At 36.9% G+C, this 13,804-nt stretch carries 13 protein-coding genes and 1 other RNA gene; 8 read left to right on the forward strand and 6 right to left on the reverse strand.

The genetic code is table 11. The features are described 5' to 3' along the window. Positions 1 to 38: 38 nt before the first annotated feature. Entirely contained in the window at positions 39 to 1,079 is a 1,041-nt protein-coding gene (locus tag AC3E9U_RS00190; protein ID WP_488744887.1) for a methyltransferase, read from the forward strand. A 140-nt stretch (positions 1,080 to 1,219) separates the two neighbouring features. Here AC3E9U_RS00190 and AC3E9U_RS00195 read toward each other — a convergent pair whose 3' ends face one another. The 3 genes from AC3E9U_RS00195 to AC3E9U_RS00205 form a co-directional block, all read right to left on the reverse strand. Then, complete coding sequence (locus tag AC3E9U_RS00195) at positions 1,220 to 2,053, reverse strand: OmpA/MotB family protein (RefSeq protein WP_488744888.1); 834 nt, start codon at positions 2,051 to 2,053, stop codon at positions 1,220 to 1,222. Between the two features lie 76 nt (positions 2,054 to 2,129). After that, on the reverse strand, positions 2,130 to 3,125 hold the full coding sequence (locus AC3E9U_RS00200; RefSeq protein WP_488744889.1) for a glycosyltransferase family 2 protein: 996 nt from the start codon (positions 3,123 to 3,125) through the stop codon (positions 2,130 to 2,132). Between the two features lie 18 nt (positions 3,126 to 3,143). Beyond that, positions 3,144 to 3,593, reverse strand: a complete 450-nt coding sequence (locus tag AC3E9U_RS00205) for a type I restriction enzyme HsdR N-terminal domain-containing protein (RefSeq protein ID WP_488744890.1) — start codon at positions 3,591 to 3,593, stop codon at positions 3,144 to 3,146. Positions 3,594 to 3,639: 46 nt separating this feature from the next. Here AC3E9U_RS00205 and holA point away from each other — a divergent pair, with 46 nt between their 5' ends. Continuing rightward, positions 3,640 to 4,644 (forward strand): DNA polymerase III subunit delta, encoded by a 1,005-nt coding sequence (gene holA, locus AC3E9U_RS00210; protein WP_488744891.1) that lies wholly within the window; start codon positions 3,640 to 3,642, stop codon positions 4,642 to 4,644. Between the two features lie 68 nt (positions 4,645 to 4,712). On the opposite strand, the gene AC3E9U_RS00215 is transcribed toward holA, so the two are convergent. Then, positions 4,713 to 5,789 carry a glutaminyl-peptide cyclotransferase gene (locus tag AC3E9U_RS00215; protein ID WP_488744892.1) on the reverse strand — a complete coding sequence of 359 codons (1,077 nt, stop codon included), beginning with the start codon at positions 5,787 to 5,789 and terminating at the stop codon, positions 4,713 to 4,715. A gap of 88 nt (positions 5,790 to 5,877) precedes the next feature. Here AC3E9U_RS00215 and ffs point away from each other — a divergent pair. From ffs to fsa, 5 genes are all read left to right on the forward strand, one after another. Continuing rightward, positions 5,878 to 5,976: signal recognition particle sRNA small type (gene ffs, locus AC3E9U_RS00220), an RNA gene on the forward strand. A 66-nt stretch (positions 5,977 to 6,042) separates the two neighbouring features. Next, a complete protein-coding gene (locus AC3E9U_RS00225; RefSeq protein ID WP_488744893.1) occupies positions 6,043 to 7,041 on the forward strand; it encodes an enolase C-terminal domain-like protein in 999 nt (332 codons plus the stop codon). 173 nt (positions 7,042 to 7,214) lie between these two features. Beyond that, positions 7,215 to 8,021, forward strand: a complete 807-nt coding sequence (locus AC3E9U_RS00230; protein ID WP_488744894.1) for an SDR family oxidoreductase — start codon at positions 7,215 to 7,217, stop codon at positions 8,019 to 8,021. Positions 8,022 to 8,023: 2 nt separating this feature from the next. Further along, on the forward strand, positions 8,024 to 8,725 hold the full coding sequence (locus tag AC3E9U_RS00235) for a hypothetical protein (protein WP_488744895.1): 702 nt from the start codon (positions 8,024 to 8,026) through the stop codon (positions 8,723 to 8,725). A 180-nt stretch (positions 8,726 to 8,905) separates the two neighbouring features. Continuing rightward, entirely contained in the window at positions 8,906 to 9,562 is a 657-nt protein-coding gene (fsa, locus tag AC3E9U_RS00240) for a fructose-6-phosphate aldolase (protein ID WP_488744896.1), read from the forward strand. Between the two features lie 183 nt (positions 9,563 to 9,745). Here the strand turns inward: fsa and AC3E9U_RS00245 are convergent, their stop codons facing one another. Further along, complete coding sequence (locus AC3E9U_RS00245; protein WP_488744897.1) at positions 9,746 to 11,155, reverse strand: thioredoxin family protein; 1,410 nt, start codon at positions 11,153 to 11,155, stop codon at positions 9,746 to 9,748. 157 nt (positions 11,156 to 11,312) lie between these two features. Between AC3E9U_RS00245 and AC3E9U_RS00250 the strand changes: the two genes are divergently transcribed. After that, complete coding sequence (locus AC3E9U_RS00250) at positions 11,313 to 12,929, forward strand: ABC-F family ATP-binding cassette domain-containing protein (RefSeq protein ID WP_488744898.1); 1,617 nt, start codon at positions 11,313 to 11,315, stop codon at positions 12,927 to 12,929. A 65-nt stretch (positions 12,930 to 12,994) separates the two neighbouring features. On the opposite strand, the gene AC3E9U_RS00255 is transcribed toward AC3E9U_RS00250, so the two are convergent. Next, a complete protein-coding gene (locus tag AC3E9U_RS00255) occupies positions 12,995 to 13,771 on the reverse strand; it encodes a GH25 family lysozyme (protein WP_488744899.1) in 777 nt (258 codons plus the stop codon). Positions 13,772 to 13,804 lie beyond the last annotated feature (33 nt).

Raw genomic sequence — 13,804 nt, forward strand, 5'->3', positions numbered from 1 at the left:
AACCGCTCAGAATAATCAATAACAAATAAATAGAAATAATGAGTAACACACAAAATCATCCGACCCCTGAAAGTATCCTTCAAATTGCCTCAGGCTTTTGGGCTTCAAAAATTCTTTTGAGCGCAGTAAAATTTCAAATCTTCACAACGCTGGCCGAACGAAAAAGCATGTCGGCCCACGAAATCAAATCGCTTTTAGGTTTCAAATGTTCCGACAGGAATGTATGTGATTTTTTAGATGCGCTTACGGCTTTTGGTTTCTTAAATCGTGAAGGGATACTGGAAACTGCGAAATACAGCAATAGTGTCGATGCCGATTTTTTTCTGGACAGAAACAAACCCTCCTATATAGGAGGATTGCTTGAAATGCTAAATAACAGACTGTATGGTTTTTGGGGAAATCTTGAAGAAGGATTGTTAACAGGAAATCCACAAAATGAAGCAATTCATGGAGAAAATCTCTTTGATAAACTGTACGCAGATCCAGCAAGGTTGGAAGAATTTATTCATGCAATGAGTGGTGTTCAGATGGGGGCATTCATGGCTTTGGCGCAGAAATTGGATTTTTCAAAATCCAAAACACTTGTGGATGTTGGGGGCTCGGCAGGAATATTATCGTTGATGGTGGCCAAACACCAGCCGAACATGAGTTGTATTACGTGGGATTTACCTGCTGTTACGCCAATTGCCGATCAAACCATTCAGAAATTCCAGCTTCAGGATCGTGTTAAAACAGCTCAAGGGGATTTCTTTAAGGATGAATTCCCGAAAGCGGACATCGTAACGATGGGTAATATTCTGCATGACTGGGATGAGGAAACCAAACTTATGCTCATGAAAAAAGCGTATGAAGCTTTACCTGAAGGCGGTGTTTTTGTAGCTGTTGAAAACGTAATAGACGAAGATAGAAATAAAAACGCTTTCGGTTTGATGATGAGTCTTAACATGCTGATAGAAACAGGAACAGGATTTGATTACACACTTGCCGATTTCAATAAATGGGCAACTCAAGTCGGATTCAAATCGACGTCGATGATGCCTTTAGCAGGACCGACCAGTGCAGCAATAGCGGTCAAATAGTAAAGTGTGTTTTTAATTGGACGGATATTATTTGAAGAGTCATATCATAAATCCAATTAAATAAAAAAAGGGTTTCGATTGAAACCCTTTTTTTATTTTGAATCCAGTTTTAAGATCATTACATCTCACTAAGGATCTATTTATTTACCTAAAGTCTTCATCTCTTTTTCAAGCAGGTCATAGAACTGGTCTATTTTCGGCATGATGATGATTCTTGTTCTTCTGTTTTTAGCTCGGTTAGCCGGTGTATCGTTTTCAACAAGCGGAATGTAAGAGCTTCTTCCTGCAGGGATTAACTGCTTCGGATTTACACCTAAGTCTTTTTGCAATACTCTCACGATAGACGTAGCTCTTTTAACAGATAAATCCCAATTGTCCAGTAATACTGCGTTTTTAATAGGCACGTTGTCTGTGTGTCCTTCCACCATACATTCAAAATCAGGCTTGCTGTTGATTACTTTGGCAACTTTACTCAAAACACCTTTGGCTTTGTCGCTTACTTCATAACTTCCTGATTTGAATAAAAGGTTATCGGCAATTGAAATCATTACCACTCCTTTTTCAACATTAATATTGATATCCGGATCATCAATTCCTACTTCACGCTTTAAACTGGTAACTAATGCCAACGTAACGCTGTCTTTTTTGGTTAAAGCATCCTGAAGACGAGAAATTTTAAGGTCTTTTTCTTTCAGACTCTCCAAAGACTTTTCAAGATTCTGTGCACCCTTCGTTGTCAGAACTGTCATCTCTTTCGAACTGTTTATCAAATCGGTGTTGTTTTTCTTTAAATACTCGTTTTGACTGTTTAAAGCGTCTTTTTCGGTAAGACAAGTGTTTAGTTTAACGGTACAGGTATTCAGTAAATCCTGAATCTCTTTGTTTTTGGCTTCCAACTCCGCTATTTTCTTCTTTGATCCGCATGATGTTAGGGTAAGAGCGGCTACAGAAATTAAAATGAGTAGTTTCTTCATGATTAATGATTTTTAGGATATTTACAAAGTTACTTCTTATTAAAAAAGTTTTAAAATTTGAAATGATAAACAAATGTTAAAGATTAACATCAAAAATCTTACCATTTTTTAAATAGTAACGGTATATAATGGATTTCGTTTTGTAGTATTTTCTAGATTGTTGACCTTCCCGCTTTCTTAAAAACCTGGAGATGTGAGCGTAAAAGTAATAATGTGCTTCTAAAATGGCCCATAGATGTTTTGGTTTTCCCTGCAAAAGAAAACGTATACCCGCAACGCCGTCAAGGCACATACGGATGAAAATTACAGGAAACAATTTTGAAGCAGGAAGATTTTTAAGCATCATCCAAAGCGAATTTCGGAAATTCAGCAATGTTTTTCTTGGATTTCCGGATGCAAGCGTAGCTCCGCCCACGTGGTAAACAGTCGATTTCCCACAGTATTTGACGCGATAGCCTTTATTGAAAGCGCGCCAGCAAAGGTCAATTTCTTCCTGGTGCGCAAAAAAATCAGGATCAAAACCTTTTAATTCTCTGAAAATTTCTTTTCGGATAAAAAAGCAGGCACCCGACGCCCAGAAGATTTCTGTCGTATCGTTGTATTGGCCTAAATCACTTTCAATTGTTTCAAAAATACGTCCGCGACAGAACGGGAAACCATATTTGTCGATAAATCCGCCAGCTGCACCTGCATATTCAAAACTGGCTTTGTTTTTATAATCCAAAATTTTCGGTTGAATTATCGCTGTATGTGGTTCATTTTCGAATAAACTGATGATGGGTTGCAGCCAGTTTTCAGTTACCTCTATATCCGAATTGACTAAAGCATAAATTTCCTCTTCAACAAATTGTAAAGCCTCGTTGTAACCTTGTGCGAAACCGAAATTGGCTTTATTTTCGATAATGGTAACCGATGGAAAATTGGTTTTTAGATAGGCGACTGAAGTATCACTTGAAGCGTTATCGGCTACATATATTTTTGCTTCCGGCGAATATTGGATTACGGATGGTAAAAACTGTTCAAGTAATTTAACACCGTTCCAGTTAAGGATAACGACTGCTATTTTTTTCAAGGTTGATTTCGGATTTGGTTATTGGCTAATGAAATCAGGTAATTCCCGAAGAAACTGATATTTTTCGTTTTCAAAATCCATCTGACAAAAATAATGATTTAGTCCGTTGGTCACCATTAAATATTTAGCTTCCAATATCATGTTGTAACGTGCAATCTGATCGAAAGTGTTCTGAGAAATTGGTACTTCCGGCGCTTTGCATTCCACCAAAAGGAATATTTTTCCATCCGGCTGAAATACAACAGTATCATACCGTTTAATTAAACCATTTATTTTAATTGATTTTTCGACGTTTACATACGATTTCGGATAGTTTTTCTGCTGCAGTAAAAATTGGACTACGTGCTGACGGACCCATTCTTCGGGAGTCAGAGCTACAAATTTTTTCCGGATTTCATCAAACACAGCGAGTTTATTTTCACTATTTTTGAACCGAAACGTATAAGCAGGAAAATTCAGTTTTTGCATTTGACAAAGCTATCATCAAATAACCAAATAACCAAATCAAAGCATTTTGGACGAAGTTTTAAAAATCATCAAAGACATACAAGCCGGAAATATTAAGCCGATCTATTTTTTAATGGGTGAAGAACCTTATTACATTGATAAATTGGCGGAATATATTGAAGAAAATATTTTACAGGAACACGAACGTGATTTTAATCAGACTGTGTTGTATGGTCGGGATGTTACAATTGAGGATGTAGTTGGGAATGCCAAACGTTTTCCGATGATGGCCGATCGTCAGGTGGTTATCGTAAAGGAAGCACAGGAACTGTCCCGAACCATCGAAAAATTGGAGTCTTATGTCGAAAACCCGCAACCTACTACGGTTTTGGTAATCTGTTATAAATACAAAACTTTAGACAAGCGTAAGAAAGTCACCAAAGCAATTGATAAAGCTGGCGTGGTTTTCGAAAGCAAGAAACTGTATGAAAATCAGGTAGGGGATTGGCTGAAAAGGGTTTTAGCCGGTAAGAAACTCAGCATTGAACCCAAAGCTGCAGCAATGTTTGTGGATTTTTTGGGGACGGATTTGAGTCGGATTGCTAATGAGATTGACAAATTAGCCATTATATTAAAACCGGGCGAAACCATTACACCTGCAATCATTGAAAAGAATATTGGTTTCAGCAAAGATTTTAACCCATTCGAATTGCGTAAAGCCATTGGTGAACGAAATCAATTAAAAGCCTATCAGATTGCCGATTATTTTGCCCAGAATCCAAAAGACAATCCAATTGTGCTGACGATTGGATTAGTGTTCAGTTTCTTTTCACAGTTATTACAGTATCACGGTCTAAAAGATAAAAGTCCGGCGAATGTGGCTAAAACACTGAAAATAAATCCATATTTCGTTAAGGATTACGATGTGGCTTTGAAGAATTATCCCATGAAAAAAGTGAGTGGTATTGTGAGCACCCTTCGTGATATCGACGTTAAAAGTAAAGGAGTAGGAGCGAATAATATACCCCAGCACGATTTGCTGAAGGAAATGTTAGTGAAGATTTTTAATTAGACAATATTTATTCGATAAGAAAAGTCCCGTTGTAATGACGGGACTTTTTTTTATTCTTGACTAAGAGGTTATTCGTTGATTTTGATCTCAAACATTTTGTCCCAGTTTTTACCGGTAACAAAAATGGTTTTTGTTTTTGGGTTGTATGCGATTCCGTTTAATACGTCAACATCAGGGTGTTGGGTAACTTTAGTTTTTAGATCGGCCAAGTTAACCACAGCTTCTATGGCGCCATTTTTAGGATTGATAATAGCTATAGCATCCATGGTGTAAATATTAGCGTAGATTTTACCGTCGATCCATTCCATTTCATTTACGGCTTTGATTTTTGAACTGGCAGTATACACATTGATATAATCTGTTTCTGTAAAATCAGCAGGATTTACGAAATAGATTTTTTCAGAACCGTCAGACATTAAAATGTTCTTACCGTCATTAGTTAATCCCCAACCTTCCATTTTTTTGAAATACGGGAATGTTTTTTCTTTTTTAAAGGTGTCGGCATTATAAACGTAACCTTCGCCGTTTTGCCATGTAATCTGGTAAATCTTATTGTTTAAAATCGTGCAGCCTTCACCAAAAACACTTTCCGGAAGTTCTACAATTTTATATACTTTACCAGTTTTATAATCGGTTTTGCGTAGGGATGAGATTCCTTTTAACCCTGTTCCGTTTCCGGTACCGTTTCCTGTACTTTCGATTAGGGTGTCACGATAGAATTCCAATCCTTGAGTGTAAGCCTTTAAGTCGTGAGGATAAGTATTTACGATCGTGTATTTTAATATTTTCGGTTCAATATTAGAAACTAATTCTACGCGTGCAGTCACTTCACTGTTTTCTCCTTCAGAATAAACCAGTGCTTTAATGTTTTGATAGCCTAGTTTCTGATCAGCAAAAGCAAAGTTCATTTTATCGCTTCCTTTAGCAGTTCCTATTTTTTTATCATTGATGTAATAAACAATAGAGTCGATTTTCTTGTTTTCAGGATTTTTTAAGGCCAAAGAAAGTGATTCCTGAGGCTGATATTGCTCTTTAAACTGACTTGAATCAAAAGAAAATGAATTTTCTGTAGGTTTTCCTCCACTGTTGCAGGAAATAATTACTGTTCCTAATAAAATGAATGCTAATAAGTTAAGTTTTTTCATTGCTTTAAAATTGATAGAGGCAATATACAATCTTATTTTTATATCTAGAATTGCCTTGGAAAAAAATAAAAAGATTGTATATTTGCACCGGCAAGTCCTACACGACCAGCTCCTGCAGACTCCTCCAGGGTGGGAACGCAGCAAAGGTACGCGGTTGTAGCGGTGCGATGTAGGTCGCTTGCCTTTTTTTCTTTTTATAATGTATCTCCCTTTGTGGAGATTTTTTTATTTTTAGGGCATACAAATCCAACCCATGAAGCTATCCTGGCAAATTGTCCGACTTAATCTAAAAGAAACTTTCTCAATATCTTATGGTAATTATGCTTTCAGGGAAGCGCTTGTCGTTGTGTTAAGTTCGCATGGAGAAAAAGGTTACGGCGAATGCACCGGAATTGACTATTACAATATTAGTTTGCCTGATTTCGATAAAAACCTGCATGAAATCAAAGAAAAAATCGAATCCCAAAAAATTAGTCACCCAACTGGTTTTTATAATTTCCTACTATCATTAAACCTTTCCAGTTTTCTGCGTTCAGCATTGGATTGTGCGTATTGGGATCTGTTCGGGAAACTGGAAAGCAAAAGTTTTTTGGACTTAAATGCTATGGAAATTGGTTTTGTTCCACAATCTTCAATAACAATAAGTGCGGCACCAATTGAAATCCAGCTTGATAAAATTGCAAATTCTTCGTGGCGTAAATTCAAAGTAAAATGCAATCATTTTGATGAAAAGGAGATTAAGATGCTATTGCAAACAGGGAAGTCTGTCGCTTTGGATGCAAATGGAAGTTATACGGGTGAACAATGCCTATGGCTGGAAAATCTTGAGGAAGCAAAGAATTTCACCTATGTTGAACAACCGATGAAACCAGGTGAAGAAAATTTTACAACCCTAAAATCTGATGGATTTCCAAATTGGATGGCGGATGAAGATTGTCAGGAAAACATCGATTTAAAAACATTGCAGCCGCATTACCGAAGCATAAATATCAAATTGGTGAAATGTGGCGGATTAACACCTGCGTTGGAACTGATTAAGAATGCCAGAGAATTGAATTTTAAAATAATGATTGGCTGCATGACCGAATCTACCATTGGGATTTCTGCCGGAGCTGCCTTAGCACCTTTAGTTGATTTTGCCGATTTGGACGGCGCCAATTTAATTGCCAATGATATTGCCAAAGGAAGCAGTGTGGTAAACGGAATCATTCATCTTTCCGAAAAATCCGGATTGGGTATTCAGGCTTTATAGTCGGAAAACTTTTAAAAAATATGTATTTTCGCCCGAGAAATTAAGAGAATAGAATATAGAGAATAGAACATAGAGAATAGAAAATGGAGAATAGAAAAAACTTTTACTCCCTATTTTATCATCTTTGTTCTTTATTCTTTAATCTCTGCTCTTTATTCTTTAATCTTATAAAAATGAGTAAAGTAGTTTTAATTACCGGAGGTTCATCCGGAATTGGGAAATCTGTTGGCGAATTTCTGCATCAGAAAGGTTTTATCGTTTATGGCACAAGCAGAAATCCGGAGCGTGTTGAAAATTCCGTTTTTCCGTTGGTCGCTTTGGATGTCAGAAATACGGAAAGTATTAAAAATGCTGTTGCTGAAGTGATTGCCAAATCCGGACGATTGGATATTGTTATCAATAATGCCGGAGTGGGAATTACAGGTCCGCTTGAAGAAATTCCTGCCGAAGAAATCAAAAACAATTTCGAAACGAATCTTTTCGGCCCCATTGAAGTAATGAAAGCTGTTTTACCACAAATGCGTCTTCAGAAATCGGGATTGATCATTAATGTGACGTCGATTGCCGGTTATATGGGATTGCCTTATAGAAGCGTGTATTCTGCGTCAAAAGGGGCGTTGGAGTTAATTACAGAAGCCTTGCGAATGGAAACCAAATCTTTCGGAATTCATATTACGAATGTAGCACCTGGTGATTTTGCGACAAATATCGCGGCGGGTCGCTATCATGCGCCGCTGGTTAAAGGTTCTGCTTATGAGATTCCTTATGGAAATACGTTAAAGACCATGGATGATCATGTTGACAGTGGTAGCAATCCCAATGAAATGGCATTGGCAATATATACCATTATACAATCGCCGAAGCCGAACGTTCATTATAAAGTAGGTGCGTTCATGCAAAGGTTTTCGATTGTATTGAAGCGAGTTCTTCCGGACAAAATGTATGAGAAATTGTTAATGAATCATTATAAGTTAAAATAGTTATGAAAAACGCTTATGCGCTACTTTTTTTGTTATGTTCAGTATTCCTTTATGCGCAGCAAAGTACAGAACTCCCAACGGTCAGGAAACGAGGTGTTTTTTTAGATATTACTGCCGGTTTTGCTGAACGTATTGGTGAGCTTTCCGGGGAAGATTATCTGGATAAACAATATGCGAAGAGCCTGAAGTCCGGATTTAGTTATGATGTGAGTTTGTATTTCCGATTAATTGAAGATAAAAACTCATTCATAGGTTTCAAGCACAATGCTTTTAAAAAGCGAATTGTGGTCGATGATGCTTATGTTTACGCACCTAACGGACAGGAAGGATATGGTGATTATTCTAATAATATTACGATAGCTTTTTACGGAATTTCGTATTTGTACTGTAAAGAAACTGTAAATAGAGATGAATTTAACGTTGATGTTAGTTTGGGATACATACATTATAAAGACAAAGCAGTTTTTCTTCAGGACTATAAAATTACAGGGGGAACGTTGGGAGCTTACGCATCAGGAAGTTATCATTTTAGGATTTCCGATGGTTTTTCTTTCGGTCCTAAAGTAGGTGTACTTTATGGAAAGTTGAGTTCAGCTGAAATAGACGGACCAAACAGGTATCACGAAAATTTGGATCTTGCAGAAGACGAAAAAGAGAGTCTATCAAGAATAGATTTATCAATAGCAGCAAGAATTAAATTTTAGTTGTAAATTCGTAATCGCGTAAAGGATTGAAGTGGAAATCCTTTTTTGTTTAAAATCAAAGGCGTATTTATAAACCATAGGTTCTAACAAAAAAGATTGCAACGTAAAGCCTGACCCTCCGGAAGTATGGAGGAGGGTTACGCCCAAATTAAAAATACAACGATTTAAAAATAAAGACATATGAAATTTTTTATTGATACAGCTAATTTAGAGCAGATTAAAGAAGCACAGGAATTAGGTATTTTGGATGGTGTTACGACAAATCCGTCGTTAATGGCAAAAGAAGGAATTACCGGAAAGAACAACATTCTTAAACATTATGTAGATATCTGTAATATTGTTGATGGCGATGTTAGCGCTGAAGTAAACGCCTTGGATTTTGAAGGCATGATCAAAGAAGGGGAGGAGTTGGCTGATTTACACGAGCAAATCGTGGTTAAATTACCAATGACAAAAGAAGGAATTAAAGCTTGTAAATATTTCTCTGATCGCGGGATCAAAACGAATGTAACATTAGTATTCTCTGCAGGTCAAGCGATTTTGGCGGCTAAAGCGGGTGCTACGTATGTTTCTCCGTTTTTAGGTCGTTTGGATGATGTTTCCACAGATGGTCTAAATCTTATCGACGAAATCCGTCAGATTTATGACAACTATGCTTTCGAAACTCAGATTTTAGCGGCTTCTGTGCGTCATACAATGCACGTTGTGAACTGTGCTAAAATCGGAGCAGATGTTATGACAGGACCGTTATCGTCTATTTTGGGATTATTGAAACATCCTTTGACAGACATCGGAATCGCTCAGTTTGTTGCGGATTACGAGAAAGGGAATAAATAGTGGTCAGAAGGCAGAAAGCAGAAGGCAGATTTAAGAAGTCGGACGCAGGATGCAAATGATAGATTGCATAGTTTATTTTAGTATAAAAAAAAAGGATTCAATAATTGAATCCTTTTTTTATTTGCGGATAATATTTTTAATCTGCTATCTGACCACTGCCTTCTGCAATCTGCAATCTGAAAGCTACTTAAGGTATTTTTCAAAGTCAGCGTCGAATAAGCTCACGAAAGCATTTTTGATTGTACCGTCCGGATTAAGGAGTAATACACGATGGATTTTTGTGATAACCCATTCCTCTTTTAATTTTTGTATATCCGTTGCATGAAGTTCAACGCTGTCATTAAAATTATAAGAATTGATCGTTTTTACCCAGTCTTCTTTTGAGTCATCCATGTTGATACCGATAAAGTTCAGATCAGGATACTTCATTTTTAAATCGTGTGCCTTTTTATGAACACCTTCCAAATGTGATTTTGCGCTTAATGTCCAGAAGAAAACGATAGTTTCTCCTTTGTTTTTTGCAATTGAATTGAAATCGATCTTTTCATTACTCGGGTTGAAGAAGGTTTGCGGCGGAAGTACACTTCCCGGTTTTAAAAGTTGTGCTGCACTAGATATTTTTCGGATTTCATTGTGCTTGCTTTTATCTGTAGAAAGCTGGAAGTAACGGTCTAAGAACTTTTTGTTGTTTGCCATGTTTTGATCTTCAAGAAGATACATAAAGGCGATGTTGTTCAAAACACCATTTTTTATTTTCTGATTTTCGATAAGCGTATCTGTGATGTTCAGCTTTTTTATGTTCGATGCCAAGGCACTTTGTTCGTAATCTCTTTCCGTTGTGCAGTTTTTATAGGCGATGTTATTAAGCATGGCCGTGATATAGCGTACAAAATCCACATAGGTGGTCAGATCTTCATTGTTGTAATCAATGTCTTTTCTGAAAGCATAATAATTTTTTGGTAAAGCTTTGCAGATGTCTTCTCCGTTTCTTCTTTTATGCGCGATCGGATAGATTTCTTTTTTTGCCAGATAATCTAAATCCAGAGTGGCTTTTGCAAAAACATCGAATTTTTCATTCCAGCCGATTTCGGTTTTTCGTCTTAAGTAGAATGATTTTTTCGCTGCATAGGAAGAATCAATGGTTTTTGCGAATGGTTTATAGTCTTTATCAAAAACATCATAACTTCTGTCCGATTCGTTTTTAAGGAACATTTCGATCAGGTAATTGTTTTTTTGATCACCGCGACCGCAAAACACCAGTGAATTGTCGAATTCTTTTGTGTTTAACCGAAGCATTATACTGTCGTTTTTGTCAAAATAGACATACTGGTATTCCGGTTCGTGTCTGAAAGTATACATTCCGGGCGCTAATGAATCGAACTTCTTGAAAAAACGGTTTTTATCATCCAATAGTAAAGAATCAATCACTTCATTATCCTTCAAAAGAAGCACATAGCGATTGTTTGGATTGATTATTTCACCACCAAAATAAGCCGTATAGTTATCGTCTTTGAACTCTTTATTACAAGAACAAAGACTGCATAGCACGACAGACGAGATAGGTAATAGTAGATTTTTTAGATAGGCGAACATTTAATCAAAATTAATTCAAAACAAATATAGGTGTGTACGACTTAACTTGCTGTTAATGTACAGTTAAAATGACAAAATGAACATTCTCACAATAACGGGTCAAAACTCCGCTATTTTTTCTACTTTTGCAACACTTTTATAAAAAATCAAAAAATCAATGTTAACAGTTTCAAATTTATCAGTTCAGTTTGGTAAGCGAATTTTGTTCGACGAAGTAAACGTAACCTTCACACAAGGGAACTGCTACGGAATTATAGGAGCAAACGGTGCAGGAAAGTCTACTTTCTTAAAAATATTATCGGGAGATATCGATCCTACATCAGGGCGTGTAATTCTTGAGCCGGGCAAACGTATGTCGGTTTTAAACCAGAACCACAACATGTTTGACGAACATACTGTTTTGGAAACCGTTATGATGGGGAACAAAACGTTGTTTACTGTTAAAAAGGAGATGGACGATTTGTATGCTGATTATGATGATAAAAACGCTGACAGAATCGGGGAGTTGCAATTGCAGTTTGATGAGATGAATGGCTGGAATGCAGAATCAGATGCTGCAACCATGCTGTCCAACTTAGGCATTGGTGCAGAATTTCACTATACGATGATGAGCGACATGGAAGGAAAGATGAAAGTACGTGTGTTATTGGCACAGGCGCTATTCGGAAACCCTGATGTACTGATCATGGATGAGCCTACCAACGATTTGGATTTCGAGACAATTGGTTGGTTAGAAAACTTCCTTGCAAATTATGATAACACTGTATTGGTGGTTTCTCACGACCGTCACTTCCTGGATGCGGTTTGTACGCATGTTTCGGATATCGACTTCGGAAAAATCAACCATTACTCAGGAAACTATACTTTCTGGTATGAATCTTCTCAATTAGCCGCTAAACAAAGAGCGCAGCAAAACAAAAAAGCGGAGGAGAAAAAAGCCGAATTAGAAGAATTTATCCGTCGTTTCTCTGCGAACGTGGCAAAATCAAAACAGGCTACTTCCCGAAAAAAAATGATCGATAAACTGAACCTTGATGAAATCAAGCCTTCAAGTCGTCGTTACCCTGCAATTATTTTCGAACAGGAGAGAGAAGCGGGAGATCAGATTTTGAACGTACAGAATTTAAGTGCTTCAATTGACGGTGAAATCTTATTCAAAAATGTGGATCTAAACATGGCAAAAGGAGACAAAGTAGTTGTTTTCTCTAAAGATGCCCGTGCTACAACTGCTTTTTATGAAATTCTGAATAATAACCTAAGACCCGATACCGGTAGTTTTGACTGGGGGATTACAACCACACAATCATACCTTCCAAACGACAACCACAGTTTCTTTGAAAATGATTTAACATTAGTAGACTGGTTACGTCAATGGGCAAAAACTGAACCGGAAAGAGATGAAGTGTATGTTCGCGGTTTCTTAGGAAAAATGATTTTCTCCGGAGAAGAAGCTTTGAAAACAGGAAGAGTATTATCAGGAGGTGAAAAAGTTCGTTGTATGTTATCACGAATGATGATGATGAGAGCCAACGTATTAATGCTGGACGAACCAACAAACCACTTGGATTTGGAATCGATTACAGCTTTCAACAACTCATTGAAAAACTTCAAAGGAACCGTATTGTTTACAACACATGACCATGAGTTCGCACAAACGGTTGCCAATCGAGTTTTGGAAATCACACCAAACGGAGTAATTGACCGATATATGACCTTCGATGAATATCTTGAAGATGATAAGATTCAGGAAATGAGAAAGAAAATGTATTCTTAAATAAATGAAAATCCCGCTTGATGCGGGATTTTTTATTTGCAGTTGTATCTGATTGATTTTAGATACTAATTTCCTTTTATAAAATTTGAAAAATCAGCGGTGCTTCCATTGAAAATATCATAATCATCGGAATAAGTTCCAATAGAATAGATTGGGTTCTTTTGCCAGATCGTCCATGTTTTGTTTTTCCATACCGACGGAATTCTTGGTGTTGATTCGGTGTCATAATCTGCTATCCATAAACTGTATTCTGAAAAAGCAGCATTATTTATTTGTGAATTTCCGATATTGACATCGGTGTACAAAATCGGTTTTCTTCCGGTTCGTTGTTCCAGAATAGTTAAGAATAATAATAAGTTCTTTTGGATATCGACAGTATTGCATCCTTTGGCGATACTGTTTTCTTCAAAATCAACTATAAGCGGAAAATCGGTTGTGGAAAGTTTGCCTATGACTGACAGGAAAAAATCTGCCTGTTGCTTCGGATCATCATCGCAATGGTAAAAATGGTAGGCACCCCGTGTGAAACCCTTTTGCTGTATCATCGACCAGTTATTTTTAAAATCTGGATCAATGTAGGTTATGCCTTCCGTGGCCTTGCAGATTACGAAAGATAACCGATCGCTATTTTTGTTTAGATAATCTGCTTCATCACCTTGAAAATGTGAGATATCGATACCAAAAACCGGAGTGTTTTGCTCAATAACCGTTCCTACATCGGGTTTGGATATTTCCGGACTCATTGTTTCTGCATATGCTAAATCCGATGGGTTTGTTTTTGTTAAAGAATCACAGGAAAAGAACGCTGATGCTAAAAAAAGGATTAATAAGGATTGTTTCATATCTCTAGAATTGCTTTTAATGATTAATTTATT

Source organism: Flavobacterium sp. 21.1 (assembly GCF_057801535.1).

Excerpts from the sequence above, each read along its gene's own strand:
- fsa (WP_488744896.1), top strand. The coding sequence starts at position 8,906 with ATGAAATTTTTTATTGATACAGCTAATTTAGAGCAGATTAAAGAAGCA.
- AC3E9U_RS00195 (WP_488744888.1), bottom strand. The coding sequence starts at position 2,053 with ATGAAGAAACTACTCATTTTAATTTCTGTAGCCGCTCTTACCCTAACA.
- AC3E9U_RS00245 (WP_488744897.1), bottom strand. The coding sequence starts at position 11,155 with ATGTTCGCCTATCTAAAAAATCTACTATTACCTATCTCGTCTGTCGTG.
- AC3E9U_RS00235 (WP_488744895.1), top strand. The coding sequence starts at position 8,024 with ATGAAAAACGCTTATGCGCTACTTTTTTTGTTATGTTCAGTATTCCTT.
- AC3E9U_RS00250 (WP_488744898.1), top strand. The coding sequence starts at position 11,313 with ATGTTAACAGTTTCAAATTTATCAGTTCAGTTTGGTAAGCGAATTTTG.
- AC3E9U_RS00230 (WP_488744894.1), top strand. The coding sequence starts at position 7,215 with ATGAGTAAAGTAGTTTTAATTACCGGAGGTTCATCCGGAATTGGGAAA.
- AC3E9U_RS00225 (WP_488744893.1), top strand. The coding sequence starts at position 6,043 with ATGAAGCTATCCTGGCAAATTGTCCGACTTAATCTAAAAGAAACTTTC.
- AC3E9U_RS00215 (WP_488744892.1), bottom strand. The coding sequence starts at position 5,789 with ATGAAAAAACTTAACTTATTAGCATTCATTTTATTAGGAACAGTAATT.
- AC3E9U_RS00205 (WP_488744890.1), bottom strand. The coding sequence starts at position 3,593 with ATGCAAAAACTGAATTTTCCTGCTTATACGTTTCGGTTCAAAAATAGT.
- AC3E9U_RS00255 (WP_488744899.1), bottom strand. The coding sequence starts at position 13,771 with ATGAAACAATCCTTATTAATCCTTTTTTTAGCATCAGCGTTCTTTTCC.
- AC3E9U_RS00190 (WP_488744887.1), top strand. The coding sequence starts at position 39 with ATGAGTAACACACAAAATCATCCGACCCCTGAAAGTATCCTTCAAATT.